General features: G+C 64.4%; 14 protein-coding genes, 1 tRNA gene, 1 pseudogene and 1 riboswitch. Of the genes and pseudogenes, 6 read left to right on the forward strand and 10 right to left on the reverse strand.

Going from position 1 to position 17,414, the window contains the following annotated elements:
• Positions 1-2 precede the first annotated feature (2 nt).
• Entirely contained in the window at positions 3-875 is an 873-nt protein-coding gene (locus OSH05_RS22560) for a carbohydrate ABC transporter permease (protein ID WP_104220124.1), read from the reverse strand.
• A 62-nt stretch (positions 876-937) separates the two neighbouring features.
• Positions 938-2,347 (reverse strand): ABC transporter substrate-binding protein, encoded by a 1,410-nt coding sequence (locus OSH05_RS22565; RefSeq protein ID WP_104220123.1) that lies wholly within the window; start codon positions 2,345-2,347, stop codon positions 938-940.
• A gap of 327 nt (positions 2,348-2,674) precedes the next feature.
• Here OSH05_RS22565 and OSH05_RS22570 point away from each other — a divergent pair, with 327 nt between their 5' ends.
• Positions 2,675-3,469, forward strand: coding sequence for a DeoR/GlpR family DNA-binding transcription regulator (locus OSH05_RS22570; protein WP_104220122.1), 795 nt, complete (start codon positions 2,675-2,677; stop codon positions 3,467-3,469).
• Positions 3,470-3,504: 35 nt separating this feature from the next.
• Positions 3,505-4,290: a class I fructose-bisphosphate aldolase gene (locus OSH05_RS22575; protein WP_104220121.1), complete on the forward strand. Its 786-nt coding sequence runs from the start codon at positions 3,505-3,507 to the stop codon at positions 4,288-4,290.
• A gap of 446 nt (positions 4,291-4,736) precedes the next feature.
• On the opposite strand, the gene OSH05_RS22580 is transcribed toward OSH05_RS22575, so the two are convergent.
• Together OSH05_RS22580 and OSH05_RS22585 are read right to left on the reverse strand one after the other, a co-directional pair.
• Entirely contained in the window at positions 4,737-6,125 is a 1,389-nt protein-coding gene (locus tag OSH05_RS22580; protein WP_266352989.1) for an FAD/NAD(P)-binding protein, read from the reverse strand.
• A pseudogene (locus OSH05_RS22585) lies at positions 6,122-6,788 on the reverse strand (LLM class flavin-dependent oxidoreductase); the annotation flags it as partial. The pseudogene OSH05_RS22585 and the gene OSH05_RS22580, both read right to left, overlap by 4 nt.
• 430 nt (positions 6,789-7,218) lie before the next feature.
• Here OSH05_RS22585 and OSH05_RS22590 point away from each other — a divergent pair.
• Positions 7,219-7,665 (forward strand): RrF2 family transcriptional regulator, encoded by a 447-nt coding sequence (locus OSH05_RS22590; protein ID WP_104220119.1) that lies wholly within the window; start codon positions 7,219-7,221, stop codon positions 7,663-7,665.
• A gap of 237 nt (positions 7,666-7,902) precedes the next feature.
• Here OSH05_RS22590 and OSH05_RS22595 read toward each other — a convergent pair whose 3' ends face one another.
• From OSH05_RS22595 to OSH05_RS22605, 3 genes are all read right to left on the reverse strand, one after another.
• A complete protein-coding gene (locus OSH05_RS22595) occupies positions 7,903-8,355 on the reverse strand; it encodes a MucR family transcriptional regulator (RefSeq protein WP_104220118.1) in 453 nt (150 codons plus the stop codon).
• A 380-nt stretch (positions 8,356-8,735) separates the two neighbouring features.
• A tRNA-Glu gene (locus OSH05_RS22600) sits at positions 8,736-8,810 on the reverse strand.
• A gap of 94 nt (positions 8,811-8,904) precedes the next feature.
• A complete protein-coding gene (locus tag OSH05_RS22605; protein ID WP_104220117.1) occupies positions 8,905-9,312 on the reverse strand; it encodes a hypothetical protein in 408 nt (135 codons plus the stop codon).
• Here OSH05_RS22605 and OSH05_RS22610 point away from each other — a divergent pair.
• From OSH05_RS22610 to OSH05_RS22620, 3 genes are all read left to right on the forward strand, one after another.
• On the forward strand, positions 9,311-10,321 hold the full coding sequence (locus tag OSH05_RS22610; RefSeq protein ID WP_104220116.1) for an RluA family pseudouridine synthase: 1,011 nt from the start codon (positions 9,311-9,313) through the stop codon (positions 10,319-10,321). The genes OSH05_RS22605 and OSH05_RS22610 overlap by 2 nt on opposite strands.
• Before the next feature lie 132 nt (positions 10,322-10,453).
• Positions 10,454-11,371: an RNA polymerase sigma factor RpoH gene (gene rpoH / locus OSH05_RS22615; RefSeq protein WP_104220115.1), complete on the forward strand. Its 918-nt coding sequence runs from the start codon at positions 10,454-10,456 to the stop codon at positions 11,369-11,371.
• Between the two features lie 120 nt (positions 11,372-11,491).
• Positions 11,492-13,303: a tetratricopeptide repeat protein gene (locus OSH05_RS22620; protein WP_104220114.1), complete on the forward strand. Its 1,812-nt coding sequence runs from the start codon at positions 11,492-11,494 to the stop codon at positions 13,301-13,303.
• 3 nt (positions 13,304-13,306) lie between these two features.
• Here the strand turns inward: OSH05_RS22620 and OSH05_RS22625 are convergent, their stop codons facing one another.
• From OSH05_RS22625 to OSH05_RS22635, 3 genes are all read right to left on the reverse strand, one after another.
• Complete coding sequence (locus OSH05_RS22625; RefSeq protein ID WP_104220113.1) at positions 13,307-14,251, reverse strand: ABC transporter substrate-binding protein; 945 nt, start codon at positions 14,249-14,251, stop codon at positions 13,307-13,309.
• Positions 14,252-14,268: 17 nt separating this feature from the next.
• Positions 14,269-15,051: an ABC transporter permease gene (locus OSH05_RS22630; RefSeq protein ID WP_407660459.1), complete on the reverse strand. Its 783-nt coding sequence runs from the start codon at positions 15,049-15,051 to the stop codon at positions 14,269-14,271.
• Positions 15,052-15,117: 66 nt separating this feature from the next.
• A riboswitch (TPP riboswitch) is annotated at positions 15,118-15,223 on the reverse strand.
• Positions 15,224-15,443: 220 nt separating this feature from the next.
• Positions 15,444-17,405, reverse strand: coding sequence for a hypothetical protein (locus OSH05_RS22635; protein ID WP_104220112.1), 1,962 nt, complete (start codon positions 17,403-17,405; stop codon positions 15,444-15,446).
• Positions 17,406-17,414: the final 9 nt, after the last annotated feature.

Genomic DNA, 17,414 nt, shown 5'->3' on the forward strand with positions numbered 1-17,414 from the left:
GCTCACCTCCGCCCCAGAACGCCGAAGGTCATGCCCATCAGCAGGTGGCGCCGGATCAGGTAGAAGAAGACCAGCACCGGCAGGATCAGCACCACGCCCGCGGCGCAGATCTGGGTCCATTCGATCCCCGTCGCGCCTGACGCGGTCGAGATCTTGACCGGCAGCGTCTTGGCCTGGGTCGTCGTCAGGATCGAGGCGAAGGCGAATTCATTCCAAGCGAAGATGAAGCAAAAGCCAGCGGTTGCCGCGATGCCGCCCTTGACCATCGGCAGCACCAGCCGGCGAAAGGCATAGTTGCGGCTATACCCATTCACGAAGGCGATCTGCTCGACCTCCTTCGGCACGCCGTCGAAGAAGCCCTTCATGATCCAGGTCGCGAGGCCGACATTGATGAAGACGGCGATCAGTACCAGCCCGATGCGGGTGTCGGCCAGGCCGAGGCGGGCAAACATCATGTGGTAGAAAACGAGCACCGCCACCGGCGGCAGCATGCGGGTCGACAGGACGAAGAACATGAAATCGCCCTTGCCGCGGAAGTCGAAGCGTGAGCAGACGTAGCCGGCAAGCGTCCCCAGAAAGACGGCGACCGCGGTGCCGACCGTCGAAACGATGACGCTGGTCACGAGGGAGTCGAACACACCGACCGAAGAGGCGCTGTCCCGCGCGGCACCGACACCGAACACGCTCTGGTAGCCCGAAAAATCGGGCGAGAAGACGAGCTTTGGCGGCATGGCGAATAGATCGGCGCGGCTCTTCAGCGACGAGATCATCAACCACAGGATCGGGCCGAGATTGTAGATCGTGTACAGGACGAGCATCAGGAGCAGGGTCCACCGGCTCAGCAGTGCAAGGGCCTGATTGCGGGATTGCGGCATGGCTTCCTCGGGAGGGCGACGGGCCGGGGCTGGTAAAACAGCCCCGGCGATTGTCGTCAGGATCAGTTGTTGACCGGAACCACGGCGTCCTTGCCGACCGGCGAGATGGCCGTATCGGGGACCTCGGGCGCGTTGCCCTTGTGGTCGATCTTGTAGCCGGCCCGTTCCAGCGTCTTCTCATGCCGCGCGGCCGCGTCGTTCAGCGCCTCCTCGACCGTCTTCGAGCCGGAGATCGCGTTGGACACTTCCTCCTGCAGGATGTCGAGCATCACCGGATATTCCGGCAGGTGCCAGTAATCGTTCAGATATTGCAGGGCATTGGCGAACTGGGCGTTGTAGCTGTTGAGGCTCTGCCAGTCCGGGCTTTCCAGCACCGCCTTCAGGCCGGTCTGGCAGACCGCCGCATAACGCTTCTGCTGCTCGGGCTGGAAATACCATTCCATGAACTTCACGAGCTCGGGAAGTTTCTTGGAATATTTGTTGATGCCCATGCCCTGGCCGCCGACCGAGAACTGGCGGCGGAACTTGCCGTCGCGCCCCAACGCGCCCGGCAGGATGCCGAATCCCGTCTCCTTGGCGAACTTGTTCACCTTGGGGTCGGCATTCGAACCGTTGAAGTAGAACCACTGCATCGCCATGGCGAGCTGGCCCTGCTGGAACGAGGCGTTGACCTCGTCGAAGCCCCAATTGCCGCTGCCGGGCGGGCCAAACTTGAACATGTCGACATAGGCCTGAACGCCGTCGATCGAGGCCGGCGAGTTCAGATAGCCCTTCACCTCCATGGTCTGCGGATTGTAGAGCTCGCCGCCGAAGGACCAGAGGAAGCTGTTGGAGGCCGTCGTGGCGAAGTCATAGTCGCGCCCGCCCATCTGACCCCAGCCATAGAGGCCCTGGTCTGGACGGGTGAAGAACTCGGCGACCTCCTTGGCCTCCTGATAGGTCTCCGGCACGCGCAGGTCGCGGCCATATTTGGCCTTGAAATTGGCCTGTTCGGTTGGGTTGTCGAAGAGATCCTTGCGATACATCAGGCCATAGGCGTCCTGGTTCGCCGGCAGGCCGTAGAACTGGCCCGAGCCGTCCGGATATTCGCCATATTGCGACAGCGATGCCGCCGGGAACAGATCGGCCTTCAGGTAGCTCGACTTGTCGAAGATGTCGTTCATCTTCACGACATGGCCGCCGCCGGCGAATTCCGCCGTCGACTGGCTGTCCCACATGGCGAAGTCGAATGCGTCACCCTTGATCGCGAATTCCGACGCGATCTTGTTGTGCCATTCCGGCCCGTACGGGACCAGCGCCGGCACGATCTTCACGTTCTTGTCGGGATAGTCCTTGGCAATGGCCATCAGCGCGTCGGCGCAGGTGCCAGCGTGCCAGACGAATGTCAGCGTAGTCTCGGCTGAGGCAGCCGAGGCGGCGCCCAGAAAGCCCGCAAGGGCCGCCGACGCCAGAAGCGTGCTCCGATAAATCATCTCATTCCTCCCTGATCAAGGGCACCGCGGCCCCCTCACCGGCCCGCAACCCTCATCGCCAACTTAACGACACGAAACCAAATCAATCAAGAAAAATGATACAAACACCATAATTTTCAGTCTTATCCTCTCAGTGCGATCGAATCCGATTCAGTGCATCGCAGCATAAAATCAACCAATTTTCCGATAAAATTCTTGCAATTACAGTAAGATAACGGAATATGCTGCAGAACGGAAATGGCGGAATGGCGGCCGTAAGTCGCTGTAGACTTATCATTCTGGATCGTGCTTCAATGGAAAAATGTTACGTATCCCATCGAGCCTGCCATGAACGCTAACGAGCTAGAGACCAGCGAAGCGCTTTCGAAGTCCGAGCGGCGGCGTGCGCGCATCCTCCAGATCCTGATGAGCGGCGCGACATCGCAAATTCGCGATCTCGCCGAGGCCCTCGGCGTCAGCCTGATGACGGTGCATCGCGATCTCGCCGAGCTGGAAAAGGAAGGACTGGTCCGCCGGCTCCGCGGCGCCGTGTCGGCGGAGAAGTCGCTGCTGTTCGAGAGCAGCTACAATTATCGCGGACGCAAGCAGGTGGAGGAGAAGAGACGGCTCGCCCGCGCGGCCGTGTCCAAGCTCCAGCCCGGCAATGCCATCGTCTGCGACGACAGCACGACGACCTACCACATCTGCGACTTCATCGAGGAGATGACCCCGCTCACCGTCATCACCAATGCGGTCCCAATCCTCGACCGGCTGCGGACCATGCCGGACATCGACCTCATCGCCGCCGGAGGGCGCTACCACGCCGGCTATAATGGCTATTTCGGCGCGATCTGCGAGCGGGCGATCCGCTCCTTCCATGTCGACGTGGCGATCCTGTCGACGACGACGATCCAGGGCCTGTCGCTCTTCACCCCGGATGAGACGGTCGTTCGCGCCAAGCAGGCGATGATGGAAATCGCGCGCCGCAAGATCCTGCTGGCCGACGCGACGAAGTTCCGTTTCACCGCGCTGAACTATGTCGCGGAGATCACCGATTTCGACCTCGTACTGCTGACCGGCGACGTGCCGCCGGCCAATCTCGAAATGCTGCGCAAGGCCGGAGTGACATTTGAACTGGTCTGACACCGACGGCGTCGGGCCGCACAGGGAGGGATATAATGATGGCAATCGGCAAGGCACGCCGCATGGCGCGGCTGTTTCGCAAATCCTCGGGGCGCATGCTCTGCCTGCCCCTCGACCATGGGATGATGGTCGGCCCAATCCCGGGCATTGCTGATCCGGGCCCGGTTCTGGATGCGGTCGAGGCGGCGGGTGTCGACGCGGTGATCGTCAATCCAGGCATGCTGATGCGCCACCACAAGCGCTTCGAGGGTGGCCCGGCGGTGATCCTGCGCGTCGACCAGACGACGATGTGGCGGACCGGCTCGCCTACCGGCTATCCCGACACCCATACCCGCCAGGTCGTGGCGGTCGAGGAGGCGGTCCAGCTCGGCGCGGAGGCCGTGATCACCTATCTGTTCACCTGCAACAACGACCCGGCGCAGGAGACGGCCTGCTTCCGGATCTGCGCCGATGTCGGGCGCGATGCACGTCGCTTCGGACTGGTTCATTTCATCGAGGCGATGGCCGCCAAGGGCGGCTTCGCCAAGGCCGAGGATCCGGAAATCGTCGGCCTCAACTGCCGCATGGCCGGTGAGCTGGGCGCCGATGTCATCAAGACGGACTGGTGCGGCGCCGATGGATTTGCCCGCGTTGCGACGCAATCGCTCGCGCCCGTCGCCGTGGCGGGAGGCGCAAGTTCCGGCGACGAGGCGGCACTCTACGCCTTCGCCGGCGAAGCGATAGCCGCAGGAGCCGCTGGCCTCATGTTCGGCCGGAACGTCTTCCAGCGCCAAGACATCAGACAGACGCTGAAGGAGTTGGTCTCCATCGTGCACCGCTGAGGCCGGCATCCGGACCGCGGCGCGATCCCAAGCCCGCGCTATCGTATCCAGAACGGCCTCGCCATGACGGAAGCGGTAGCGCCAGTCGCTCGTGAGCAACAAATCCTAGCTGATGCCGATATTCGCCGCATCATTGCGGCAGCCAGGACAGTTGACGCAGCAGAAAACGGGAAAGGGGACCTCGTTCCCGATCGCTTGAAACCGCCGCAGCATGAGGCTGGGAAATGCCTGCCAAACCAAGGGCAGCCCACACCCCAGATCAGCTTCCAAGGATCGGACAGCAGGCGAGAGCACGCCGGTCAGCTCCGAAACCAACAGGCCTCCCAGCGAAGCTGGAAGATCGGAGCCATGAGGGAACTTGACGGACCGTTGTGCAATCCACCCAGCGCCGAAGACCGACCAACCAGACGAGGTTCTTTCGACGTTTGAGAGAGCTCGGCGCTTCGCTACCGCCCCAGCGCCTCTGCGACGCGTTTGGCATAGGCGGCGACCTCCGGGAGGCCCATCAGTTCTCCGAAGGTTCCGCGGGCGAGCGGACCGCCGATGAAGAGCGTGTCGACAGGGGTGCCATCGGCGCCGATGGCGTGGCCCTGCTCGTCCGTCGCGATGCCAAGGCCCACTGGATCCGCTTTGACGAGGCCCTGACGGGCCAGATCGATAAGCAGAGGCGCGGTTTCCAGGATAGCGCCATGGGCCGGGCCTGTCGCAACCAGCACGCTATCAAAATGGTGGGAGACGACTTCGGACAAACGGCGTCGGCGCAGCGCGACTTCAAAAACGTCGTCTTGCAGTTCGGCTCCGGCAATCGAGGCGGCGAAAAGATCGAGACCGCCCGCCGCGATGCGCCGATCCAGCGCCGCCTCGACCTGCGGCGCGACGCGGAAGCGGTGCACGTCCCAATAGGCGCGCAGATGCCGGACGAGCCGCCGCCGTTCGGCAAGCGGCAGCGCAGCCCAGATCGCGGGTCCCTGCGTGCGCACCGCGTCCAGCACGGCATGCCAGGTCAGTCCCCTCGCCTCGACGGCGGCAACCTCGGCGCGTATGCATTTCAGCAATTGAAGCGTCGTCGTCGCCGGCTTGGTGGTGAAGTCGCCGGTCTGCTCCTGAGCGAAGGGGGCGTGCCCCTTGGAGCGCAGGCCGCGGCGCGCGATCGCCGTGATCGGGCCGCGATGTCCGCGCCGGTCGAGCGAGGCGATGACGTCGGCCCCCGTCAGGCCCGTGCCCACCACGAGCACGCGGTCGTCGGGATGAACAACGGCTAGCGCACCAGGCGTCGTCGTGTCGGCGACGAATTTCGGATGGCCGGAGAAGGCGAACCGGAGCCGTTCAGGCGGCTGCGGCGGCGGATGGCTGACAGCCAGAACGAGACGGTCGACGTCGAGCGCAGTGCCGTCGTCGAGCTCGACGCGGAACCCGCCCTCCGTCCGCTTCGCGCCGAGCGCGCTCGCGCGGCGATGCTCGACGACCCCGTTCGCCAGGAACGGCAAGAGGCGCTCGGCGACATAGCGCCCGAATTCGGAGCGCTGGGGGAAAACGCGCCCATCGTCGAGCCGCGCCGCCGCATCATCATCGACCGCTCCCACGGTCTCGACCCAGCGCGCGAAATCCTCGATGTCGTCGGGATCGAGGCTCATCTTCGCGGCCGGAACATTGATGCGAAATGCGGGATCTCGCGACGAATAGGCGAGCCCGCCGCCGAGACGTTCGCGCGGTTCGACGACGATGATGCGAGCCGCCACACCGCTTTCGCGGGCCAAATTCCAGGCGATCGCCGCTCCGGTGAAGCCGCCGCCGATGATGCCGATCGCGGGCGGGCGTCGGCCGGCCTTGCTCACGATGCCCCAGGAACGATGGGCCGGTGATCGCCCGCGATCGTTTCGCCGAAAGGTCCCATACTCACAGAGGAACTGGCCTTGGGGCCAGGATGGGCGAGCGGCAGGCGCGACAGCACCAGTTCGCCAAAGCGATAGGCTTCTTCAAGGTGCGGGTAGCCGGACAGGATGAAGCTGTCGATGCCGAGGCGTCGATATTCGTCGATGCGGGCCGCGACCGTCTCCGCGTCGCCCACCGGCGCCGTGCCCGCGCCGCCACGCACCAACCCGACGCCCGTCCAGAGGTTGGGGCTGATCTCCAGCTTATCGCGCCGGCCGCCGCGCAGCCGGGACATGCGGTTCTGACTGACGGAGTCCATGCGGGCGAACACCTCCTGAGCCGAGGCGATTGTCGCATCGTCGAGCCGGCTGATCAATTCATCCGCCGCTGCCCAGGCCGCTTCGTTGGTCTCGCGCACGATGACGTGCAGGCGTATGCCGTAGGAAAGCGTCCGCGCACGCTTCGGCACGGGCGCGGATGATGGCTAGCTTCTCCGCAACCTGCTCAGGCGGCTCGCCCCAGGTCAGAGGTGTGTCGACCGTCTCGGCCGCGACATCGATGCCAATGTCGGACGAGCCGCCGAAATAGAGCGGCGGATGCGTCTCTACCGGCGCGAATAGCAGCCGCTGCATTGCCGGCATCAGCTCCGATGCGATCACGCAACTATCCTCGCAACTGCGGCCAGTCTCAGCAGTGACCCGTATAGACCCGACGAATCGGCCGCTTGGGTGATGACCGTGCTGGCTGCATGCTCGAAGAGGCAATCACGCGCCATTCTCATTCCATCCGGATCGGCAGCGTCCAAGCCGTCGCGATACGGCCGAGACCAAGCCGCTGCTCTATTGACACGGTGCCTATCGACACCTGTCCGATCGGACAGCGTAGCCGCCCATCAAACCTGTCGATCTCGATTGGCCCTGGGAGCTTCCGTTATTATCTATTGAGACGATAGAAATTATGTCTAATGCTCGCGTCCAGACAGGATTCTCCTTCCTGGGCCCGCCGCCCCACGCGAATGCGCCACCCCAGCGCGTCCGAGATCGCGAGTCGAGCGCCATGTTGACCCGAAAAGGCAAATACGGCCTCAAGGCGCTGGTCCATCTCGCGCGCGTCCCGACCGGCGAACTCGCGCTCGTCGGCGACATTGCGAGGGCCAACAGCATCCCAAAGAAGTTCCTCGACGCGATCCTTGGGGAATTGCGCAATGCGGGCTTCGTAAGCTCTCGCAAAGGCAAGGGCGGCGGCTATCGCCTTGCCCAGTTGCCAGAGACTATCCGCATCGGCGACGTCATACGCACACTCGACGGGCCGCTCGCGCCGATCGCCTGCGCCAGCCGCACCCGTTACGAGCGCTGCGACGATTGCGACGAGGAAACCTGCCGCGTCCGCCATGTCATGCTGGAGGTTCGCGAGGCGATTGCCGGCGTTCTAGACAAGCGCACCCTCGCCGAAATGCGCGACATGACCGGAACGGAAGGCCTTGTCCTGCTGGAACAAGCTTGAATTGCGGCGGTGGCTCACGGAGGTGCCGTGCGTCGATGACAGGCGGGTTGTCAGCGGGATCATCGACGTAGTCCGCGACGGCCTGTTGTGAAAGGATGCAACGAATAAATACGGGCCGCACAGGACGCGCTACCCGGAGCAGGTCCTAATGGCAGCCAGGAGCACCGCAAATTTGGCCCGACGAATAGGCTCGCTCTTGAATGCGGATGATGAGCCTCACGGCCACCTCCCTGAGTGTCAGGCTCTCGGCTTCGGTGTGCTCTTGCGCTTGACAGGCGCAGCAGGCGCCACGGCCCCAGCCTTGCGGCCAAGGCCCAGCTTCAGAGCCAGTGAGGAACGCTCCGCCGCATAGTTCGGCGACACCATCGGATAGTCGGCCGGCAGGCCCCACTTCTCTCGATAGTCTTCCGGCGAGAGTCCGAAGCTCACTCTCAGGTGGCGCTTCAGCGATTTGAACTTCTTCCCGTCCTCGAGACAGACGATATGGTCCGGGAACACCGACTTCTTCGGATTGACGGCGGGCTTGGGCTTCTCCGCTTCCGGCTCCTCCGCGGCGGCGCCGAGACGGGCAAGCGCGCCGTAAACCTGGCCCACCAACTGGCCGATGGCGCTCGCCGATACCGAATTGTTCGAAACATATGCAGCCACGATGGAAGACGTTATCTCGGTCAACGCGCGGTTTTCGGTCATCGCGACTCCTCGGAATTTGAATCAGCCAACAATCGGCTAATAGGCTGATGCCGTGTTCAAGTACAGCCGCGTTCTCTTCACCCACGCGAAGCGCGCGTACAACCTTTTTTAGACCTCTCCGAGGCGGCGGTTTCGAGCACTGTCGCGAGACGAGCCGCTCCTCGGCTATTGCGGCCCCCCGCAAGGCGCGACCAGAAGGGAGATCGAGTACCCCGTCTCCTGTTCGTCCGTCGAATGGAGCACTGCGGCGGGCAACGTCGCCTGCCGGATCGCCCTCGCCGGCGAACTTTTCTTGTCGTCGGTATTGTGAGCCGCAAACATTAGGCGGTTGCCAAATGATGCAATCCGTCCCTCAATACCCAATGATTTCAGGTTTTAATTGGTGCGCCCTAGGGGAATCGAACCCCTGTTTTCGCCGTGAGAGGGCGACGTCCTAACCGCTAGACGAAGGGCGCATTGTTCAGTCCGCGCTTGCGTCGGACCAGCGCGATATAGCCGAGCCTCGCTGGAATGGCAAGCGGTCAGGCGCTGCAATTTCCGCTTCCTGCGCTATGGCGAATCCGGCGGCGCTCCCGATCCGAGGACGAGTCGGCGCAGCACTTTCGCTCGCTCGATATCGACGATGACGACGCGCAGCTTGCCGCCATCCTCGAAGGTGAGGGTCATCGTCCGACCATCCAGCGCGGTCGAAATCAACCGCGACCCGGGCGGCAGAACACCGTCGACCAGCGTTTCGCCCGCCGCCGCCGCGAGCGCGGGCTTGTCTCGCATGGGGCCAACCTTGTAGAGCACGGCGATGATAACGGCGACGAGGCCGATCATCAGCGTCGCGACGGAGACAAGCATCAGGCGTTTCAGCCGCACCCGCACCCGCTCAATGGCGGGATCGAGCGGCGCCTCGTCATCCTCGTCATCGGAAGAAGAGATCGGTCGGACAGATCGGGAAGGAAGAACCATGGACGAGGATCCGGAAGGAACGGAGGCGGTCATCGACATTGTGGTCGAGCCCGAGGCCGCGGGCCGCCGGCTCGACGCCTATATGGCCGCCGCGATACCCGATATGAGCCGAAGCCGTCTCAAGGCCCTGATCGAGGCCGGCCACGTCCGGCTCGGCGGCGCGACCATAGTCGAGGGGAAAAGGCCGGTCAATTCAGGCGACCAGATCCAGCTGACCCTGCCCGAGCCCGAGCAGGCCGAGCCGGAGGGCGAGGATATTCCGCTCGATGTCGTCTTCGAGGACGAGAATCTCCTGGTAATCAACAAGCCCGCCGGGCTCGTCGTCCATCCCGGCGCCGGCAACTGGACCGGCACGCTCGTCAATGCGCTGATCGCGCATTGTGGCGACAGCCTCTCGGGCATAGGCGGCGTCAAGCGTCCCGGCATCGTCCACCGTCTCGACAAGGACACGACCGGACTGATGGTCGTCGCCAAGAACGACCGCACCCATCGCCATCTTGCCAACCAGTTCGCCGATCACGGCCGGACCGGCGCGCTGGAGCGCGGCTATCGCGCCTTCGTCTGGGGCGTGCCGTCCCTGCCCTATGGCCTCGTCGACGCGCCGCTCGGCCGCTCCTCGGTCAACCGCCAGAAGATGGCGGTGGTGAAGACGGGCGGACGCGAAGCGGTGACGCATTACCAGCTCGTGGAGAGCTACGGCGCCGGGCGGACGCCGATCGCGAGCCTGCTCGATCTGCGGCTGGAAACCGGCCGCACCCATCAGATCCGTGTCCATATGGCCGCACTCGGCCATCCCCTGCTGGGCGATCCGGACTATGGCAAGGGCTTCCTGACCAAGGTCGGCCTGCTCCCAGAGCCGGCCCGTGGCCTCGTGGCGAAATTCCCGCGACAGGCTCTGCATGCCTGGCTGCTCGGCTTCCAGCATCCGGTGACGCGCGAGACGATGCATTTCGAATCCGAGCTGCCGGAGGATCTCACCGAATTGCTGGAAGCCCTCAAGGCCTTGTGAAGCAAGCGGAGGTCCTTGCCAGGCCCCACGCCTGTTAAAGTTGGAAATTGCGCCTATATATCTCCATGCGGGCCGTTACGGCCGCGCCGGGCGCTGGCTTTCATGCGGCGCCGGCAAGAAGGAGGGGGCACTATGGCTGCCAGAGCAAGTCTTCCCGTCATCGCTTCCGGCGAAGCGGGCCTATCGCGCTATCTCGAAGAGATCCGGCGCTTTCCGATGTTGGCGCCTGACGAGGAATATATGCTCGCCAAGGCCTACAAGGAACATGACGACCGCCAGGCCGCGCATCGGCTGGTGACGAGTCATCTGCGTCTCGTCGCCAAGATCGCCATGGGATATCGCGGCTATGGCCTGCCGATCGGCGAGGTCATCTCGGAAGGCAATGTCGGTCTGATGCAGGCGGTGAAGCGGTTCGAGCCTGAGAAGGGTTTCCGCCTCGCGACTTATGCCATGTGGTGGATCAAGGCGTCGATCCAGGAGTACATCCTGCGGTCGTGGAGCCTCGTGAAGATGGGCACCACGGCGAACCAGAAGCGGTTGTTCTTCAATCTGCGCAAGATGAAGAGCCAGATCCAGGCGCTCGAAGAGGGCGACCTCAAGCCCGATCAGGTTCAGCAGATCGCCACGAAGCTCGGCGTCACCAAGGAGGACGTCATTTCGATGAATCGTCGCCTCGGCGGCGACAGTTCGCTGAATGCGCCGCTGCGTGCCGATATCGAAGGCGGCGAGTGGCAGGACTGGCTCGTCGACGACAGCGACAACCAGGAAACCGTGCTCGCCAATCAGGAAGAGGCGGACAACCGGCGCAAGCTGCTGAAGGATGCCATGGGCGTCCTCAACGAGCGCGAGCGGCGGATCTTCGAGGCGCGCCGCCTCGCCGAGGATCCGATCACGCTGGAGGAACTCTCGGGCGAATTCGGCGTCAGCCGCGAGCGCGTCCGCCAGATCGAAGTGCGCGCTTTCGAGAAGGTCCAAAAGGCGGTCCGCCGAGGCGCCAAGGAACTTGAGCACAGAGAGGACGAGGCGGATCTCGCCTCGGCCGACGCCTGACGCGAGGCGGTTTCCACCCGCACCGCCGAGCCTGTAGGCAAGCCGTTAGGAGTTTGCTTGCCATACCGGCCCGGGGCCGCTAAGGCACATCCTCCACTTGCGGATAGTCGAGGTTCGGTCATGGCGCGCCCACGTCGCCGATTGACGGTGATTGCCGCCCTGGACATGGTCGGCTATTCAGAGCTCGTCCAGCGGGACGAACTCGGCACGCTACGCGAGATGCGGATCATCTTCCGCAATATTGTCCGTCCCAGCCTCGTCAAATATGGCGCGCACATCATCAAGCTGATGGGCGATGGAGGACTGGTCGAATTTCCCAGCGTGCTGGACGCGGTCGAGTGGACCATGGGCTTCCAACTCGCCATGGCCGAGCGCAACGCCCAGCCCGAGAGGATCAAGATCGACGTGCGCGCGGCCATCGTGCTGGCCGACGTCATCCTTTCGGATAGCGATCGCTTCGGCGCCGCCATCGGTTTTGCGATGCGCCTGCAGACCGCCGCGCCGCCAGGCGGCATCGCCATCACCCATTCCGTGCGCTGGCAATTGCTCGGCGAACCAGCCTCGGCCTTCAAGCCTGTTGGCTTCCTGATGCTGCGAAGCATCCCCTACCCTGTCGAGGCCTGGTTCTGGGTTCCGCCCGGCAAGACGCTGCCCGATATCCAGCCCTCGCAGAACCAGATGCTGACGCCCGGCGTCCTGGCTCTTCCCGGGCTTTCCGCCGCCAAGGCGGAAGACCAGCGCCCGCTCGTCGTCGTGCTGCCCTTCGACGACCTCTCGCCCGATGGCAGCGCCAGCGAAATTGCCGATGGCATCGTCGAGGAAGTGACGGCCACGCTGTCGCGGGTGCGGACGCTCCGCGTCATCGCCCGCAACTCCGCCTTCCAATACAAGGGCCGGGCGACCGATGTGCGCGCACTCTCTCGCGATCTGGGCGTACGCTACGTCATAGAGGGCAGCGTCCGTAAATCCGGGGATAGGCTGCGCGTCACCGCGCAGCTCATCGATACGGAAAGTGGTGCGCATCTGTGGTCCGGGCGCACAGACGGCAGCATGGCGGATGTCTTTGCCCTGCAGGACGATGTCGCCAGTCAAATCGCCGGGGCCGCGCAGCCCACGATCCGCACGGCGGAGATCGAGCGTTCCCGCCGCAAGGAAACCGAGGCGCTCCGCACCCATGATCTGGTCCTGAAGGCGATGCCCCATTTCTGGGCGCACCGGCGCGAGGACAACGACATCGCGCTGAAGCTCCTCGACGAAGCGCTCGCCTCCGATCCGCGCTCCGGTCAGGCGCTGGGGCTCAAGGCCTGGAGCTTGAGCCAACAGGTGACCTATCTCTGGTCGAGTGACATCGAGGGCGATCGCAAGCTCGCCCTGGCGCTCGCCGAGAGGGCCGCGGAGACAAGCGAATCGGATCCGCTCGTCTACACCATGATCGGTGCCACGCTATCGATTCTGCATGTCGACCAGGCGCGCGCCCGTGTGTTCATCGAGCGGGCGCTGGCCCTTGATGCGACCTTTGCCTGGGCCTGGACACGGCTTGGATACATCCAGGCCTATTCCGGCGAACCGAGCCAGGGCCTCGAAAGCCTGAAGCGCTCGATCGCGCTCTCGCCTGACGACCCCATCCGCTTCAACGCCTATGCCGGCATGGCCACCTGCCATTTCATGCTGGGCGACTATGCCGATGCCGCCCGCCTCGCCAGGCTGGCGCTCGATTCGCGTCCCGGCATGATCTGGGCCAATCGCCTCCTGGCGACGTCGGCATCTCTCGCCGGCGATCTCGACACCGCGCGGCGTGCCGTGGCCCAACTCCGGCGCGATCGCCCCGACATGACGCTCGCCGAAGTCCGGCTGGCCGTCCACAATCTCGGCGGCGACCAGTTGGAGCGCTACATGGAAGGCCTGCGGCTCGCCGGCCTCCCTGAAGGCTGAGTATCAGCGAGGCGCAATCGCGTAGCTGTCGATTGGCGGCACCACATCGATCAGGCCGCGCTCTTTGAGGTAAAGCGCGAACCGATCGTACCGGCCCGGATCCAAGGCTGCCGGACGCTTGGCGAAGCGCGGCAGAGTATCGGCGAACGCCTTGCGATTGAGCTCGTCATTCAGATCGGGATGCGCCTTCAGGAACAGCGCCAGCGCCTCGTCCGGATGGTTCGTCAGAAAAATCGTCGCTTCTTCGACGGCGGCGATGAAGCGCGCCATGCGCGGGTCCGTCCTCAGTTCGTTGCGCGTCACATAGATGAGCTCGTCATAGGGCGGCACGCCGTGCTCTTCGGGAAACCAGGCCTTGCCCGGCTTGCCCTCGATCGCGAGTTGCGTCAGTTCGAAATTCCGATAGCCATCGATCACCGCATCGACCTGTCCCGACATCAGCGACGTCGACAGGTTGAAATTGACGTTGACCATCTCGACGTCCTTCGACGTCAGGCCGGCCGAGGCGAGTATCGAATCGATATAGGCGTTCTGCAGGCTCGCAACCGAATAGCCGATCTTCTTGCCCTTCAGATCCTCAAGCTTCTGGATCGGGCCGTCCTTCAGCGCGATCAAGGCGTTGAGCGGTGTTTCGACCAGCGTCCCGATGCGCGTCAGCGGCAGGCCTTCCTTCACCTGCAGCATCAGGTCTGGCTGGTAGGTGACGGCGATGTCGGCCTGACCGGCGGCGACGAGGCGCGGCGGAGCGCTGGCATCGGCCGGGGCGATGATATCGACATCGAGCCCGTGCCGCTCGAAATAGCCGCCCTCCTTCGCGATCACCAGTGGCGCATGGTCCGGGTTGACGAACCAGTCGAGCAGGACGGTGAGCTTGTCGGCGGCCGAGGCGGGCGCTGCGGTGAGCGCGAGACCCGCGGCGAGCAGGCAGGTTCGGAGAATAGGTGTCATCGGGTATCCGTTTCTGGTCAGGAGAGCGTTTCGGGCGCCCAGGGCGCGATATGGCGGGTGGCGGCATCGACCGCGGCGCGCAGCAGCACCGCCATCGCCGCGAGAATCACGAGAGCCGCGAAGACGACGTCGGTCTGGGCGCGGCCATTGGCCATCAGCATGGCGTAGCCGAGGCCCGACGAGGCCCCGACCCATTCGCCGATCAGAGCGCCGACCGGCGCATAGACAGCGGCGACGCGAAGGCCCGAGGCCAGCGCCGGCAGCGCGTCCGGGATGCGGAAGAAGATGACTTCCTGCCAATGGCGAGCCCGGTAGAGGCGCGAAAGGTCGAGCAGCCCGCCATCAGTGCGCGTCAAACCATCATGGAAGGCGGAGGCGACGGGAAAGAAGATCGCGATCGTCGCCATGACGATCTTCGAACCGATACCAAAGCCGAACCACAACACGAGCAAAGGCGCGATCGCAAAAACCGGAAAGGCCTGGCTGACGACCAGCACCGGCATCAGCAGCCGCCGCAGAAGCGGCGCAAACGCCATGATGAGGGCCAGCCCGGCACCAGCCACCGCGCCCGTCACAAGTCCGACCAGCGTCTCGATCAGCGTCGCCACAGCGTCGCGCGTCAGGAGTTCCGGCCGGCTGACCAACGCCCGCCAGACGCGCAAGGGTGGCGGCAGCATGAAGGGCGGCGGGGCGAAAATCACAATCGCGGCCTGCCAGATGAGCAGGATCGCTGCGGCAACGAGCACGGCATTGGCCAGCATCGCCAGAGCGGGCGATCCAAGCCTGAAGCGTTGAAGCATGAGCCTTATCACCTCCTCCGCTGAAAAACGGAGGCCATGACACGACGATGCGAACGAGTGGAATCCAGCGCCATCTTTTCCCGTCCCTTCGCCGGCATGAACCGGATCAGGTTCGAAGGGTTCGGCCCTAGGCCATCTCAGCTCGCGTTTGCGAACTCCCCTCGGAATGAGACGACAATGGCGGATGATGGCGGCAAGCGCAAGCGCATCGACGTTGCGGCGACACAGCCGACGTCATGGCATCCCATCTCTGCGTTGGTCGCAGGCGAGCAGGCCAGCCGATTGCGACGATGGGCGGTGAGTGAATCGGCTCGCAGACCCGCAAGCGCAATGCCTCCCCGATCCAGGGGAGGGACGAGGCGGCGATCGTGGATCAATATCCGCGTCGCGGATCAGTTGCCCCAGGCAGCAAAAGCCTGCTCGAAGGCCTTCTGGCCGGGCGTGCCCTTCTCCAGAGTTAGTATGGCGCGCTGATCATTCTCGTAGATCAACGGAATATCGATCCAGTTGCGCTCGCGCAGCAGGGCGATGTTCTGCGCCATGGGCGCCGCGTCGCTCGAGAAGGCGATCCAGAAGAAGCCGTCGGCAACCTTGGCCGGAGCCCCGTCAAGCGGCTGACCCCGCGCTTCTTCCGTCGGCTTCATCACGAAGGCAGGCACCGCCTTGATGCCGCCGCCGGGGAAATCCGCCGACGTATCGACAATGACTTCGACAAGATGACTGGCGGGCAAGGTCGAATCCGTATTCTTGCGGATGTTGACCGTGACCTTCATCTTGCGATCCGGCACGTCGATCAGCGCCTGGATCTCCGGTCCGTTCGAGCTGTTGGCGTCGAATTTCCAGACGACAGAGCCATTGAGCGCGGTCACCGTCGCGTTGGCGCCGGATGGCTGCTCGTAGAGGATGGCCTTCTGCGCCACCAGCGCCTGATCCGAACCGGAAGCGTCTTCTGCCGCAGGCGCGGCAGCCGGAGCGATCGGCTCAACACCGGGAAGCGGCGCATCGGTCGCCGCCGTCGCAGGGGCATCGGCAGCTGGCGGAGCCGCCGGCTGATCCGGAGCGGTCATTGCGCTCATCGCATCGTCAGGGGCCGGAGCCGCGTCGACCGTACGCACGGCGCGCGGCGCTTCTTCGGGAGCCGCGCCCCCGAGCCTGTCGCCATTCTTGGAATTGGCGGACGAATCCGTCGAAGCGGCAGGCACAGCAGGCGCCGACTTCGTGCTCGACGAGTCGTTGGTGCTGATCAGATCGCCGATCACATCCTTGACGATGGTCCGCTGCGACCAGGCGAGCGCCGCGATGCCGCCAAGTATCAGGCCGATTACCACCAGCAGAATCAGCGCGGGCCAGCGCGAGCGGCGAGGCTTCTCACCATAACCACCGCCGCCGAGGTCGTCTGCCTCGCGCTTGCGACGGGGCGCAGGACGGCGGCCGCGATCCCGTGCCTCGTCGGCGAAATCGTGATCGAGCGTCGGCGCATCCTCGAATGGCTCCTGCCATTCGGCACTGCTATCGACCGCCGGATACTCATCCGCCAAGGGTTCGAAAATCGGATCCGGGCCGAAATTGGGCTCGGCCTGGAATTGCGGCGGCTCGCGGCGCTGGGCCGGCTGGCGACCGCGCGGCGCATCGGCAGGCTCAACCTGAGGCACCCAAGGGGCGGCTCGGGAAGCCTGCGGCTGCGATGGCTCGATCCGCGGCTCCTGACGGAAGGGCGACGCCTTTCCAGAAGGCGCCTGCGCCGGCCGACTGGCTGGCGCCGGGGCGACCGGCTGCGTCCAGGACTGACGGGCAGCCGGCACCTCGATCGGCGCCTCCGGCTCGTCATACGAGTCCTCGATCGCCTCGACATGGATCGGAATATTCGCGTCGGGAAGCGTACGCGGCGGGGGCGCCTGCCGTGGCACGGGGGCCTGCTGCTGAATCGGGCGCGGCGTGGCCCGCGGAGCCGGACGAGGTGGGGGCGGCGGAGGTGGCGGCGGGGCCGGCTCCTCCTCGACCTCATATTCCGGCTCGGCGGCGTACTCTTCCGGCGCCGGCTCCTCCGGCTCGAACTCCTCGTCGATCGGCTCGACGTCCACAGGCCGCGCATCGACGACCGCTGCGGCGGCGCGGGCACGCGCCGGCACCGGTCCAGCGGCCGTGATCGCCGCTTCTCGCTCGACCTTGCGGATCGCCTCTTCGAGTTCGAGACGCTGGCGAGAGATCTCCGACGTCGTCAGCGGAGGCTGAATTGATTTGAGCTGGCCGATGAGGGCGGTCCGCGCCTTGTCATAGACCGAGCGTCGAACCTCCCCCGATTCGTGCTCGAGCCCGCTGATCGCCTTCTTGAGTACCGCGTAGTAATCGGTCATCGTACCATT

The organism is Kaistia algarum (genome assembly GCF_026343945.1).
Lineage (GTDB): Bacteria > Pseudomonadota > Alphaproteobacteria > Rhizobiales > Kaistiaceae > Kaistia > Kaistia algarum.

Bases quoted from the DNA above. Each gene is read 5' to 3' on its own strand.
- OSH05_RS22560 (WP_104220124.1), bottom strand. From the start codon at position 875: ATGCCGCAATCCCGCAATCAGGCCCTTGCACTGCTGAGCCGGTGGACC.
- OSH05_RS22565 (WP_104220123.1), bottom strand. From the start codon at position 2,347: ATGATTTATCGGAGCACGCTTCTGGCGTCGGCGGCCCTTGCGGGCTTT.
- OSH05_RS22570 (WP_104220122.1), top strand. From the start codon at position 2,675: ATGAACGCTAACGAGCTAGAGACCAGCGAAGCGCTTTCGAAGTCCGAG.
- OSH05_RS22575 (WP_104220121.1), top strand. From the start codon at position 3,505: ATGATGGCAATCGGCAAGGCACGCCGCATGGCGCGGCTGTTTCGCAAA.
- OSH05_RS22590 (WP_104220119.1), top strand. From the start codon at position 7,219: ATGTTGACCCGAAAAGGCAAATACGGCCTCAAGGCGCTGGTCCATCTC.
- OSH05_RS22595 (WP_104220118.1), bottom strand. From the start codon at position 8,355: ATGACCGAAAACCGCGCGTTGACCGAGATAACGTCTTCCATCGTGGCT.
- OSH05_RS22610 (WP_104220116.1), top strand. From the start codon at position 9,311: ATGGACGAGGATCCGGAAGGAACGGAGGCGGTCATCGACATTGTGGTC.
- OSH05_RS22605 (WP_104220117.1), bottom strand. From the start codon at position 9,312: ATGGTTCTTCCTTCCCGATCTGTCCGACCGATCTCTTCTTCCGATGAC.
- rpoH (WP_104220115.1), top strand. From the start codon at position 10,454: ATGGCTGCCAGAGCAAGTCTTCCCGTCATCGCTTCCGGCGAAGCGGGC.
- OSH05_RS22620 (WP_104220114.1), top strand. From the start codon at position 11,492: ATGGCGCGCCCACGTCGCCGATTGACGGTGATTGCCGCCCTGGACATG.
- OSH05_RS22625 (WP_104220113.1), bottom strand. From the start codon at position 14,251: ATGACACCTATTCTCCGAACCTGCCTGCTCGCCGCGGGTCTCGCGCTC.
- OSH05_RS22630 (WP_407660459.1), bottom strand. From the start codon at position 15,051: ATGCTTCAACGCTTCAGGCTTGGATCGCCCGCTCTGGCGATGCTGGCC.
- OSH05_RS22635 (WP_104220112.1), bottom strand. From the start codon at position 17,405: ATGACCGATTACTACGCGGTACTCAAGAAGGCGATCAGCGGGCTCGAG.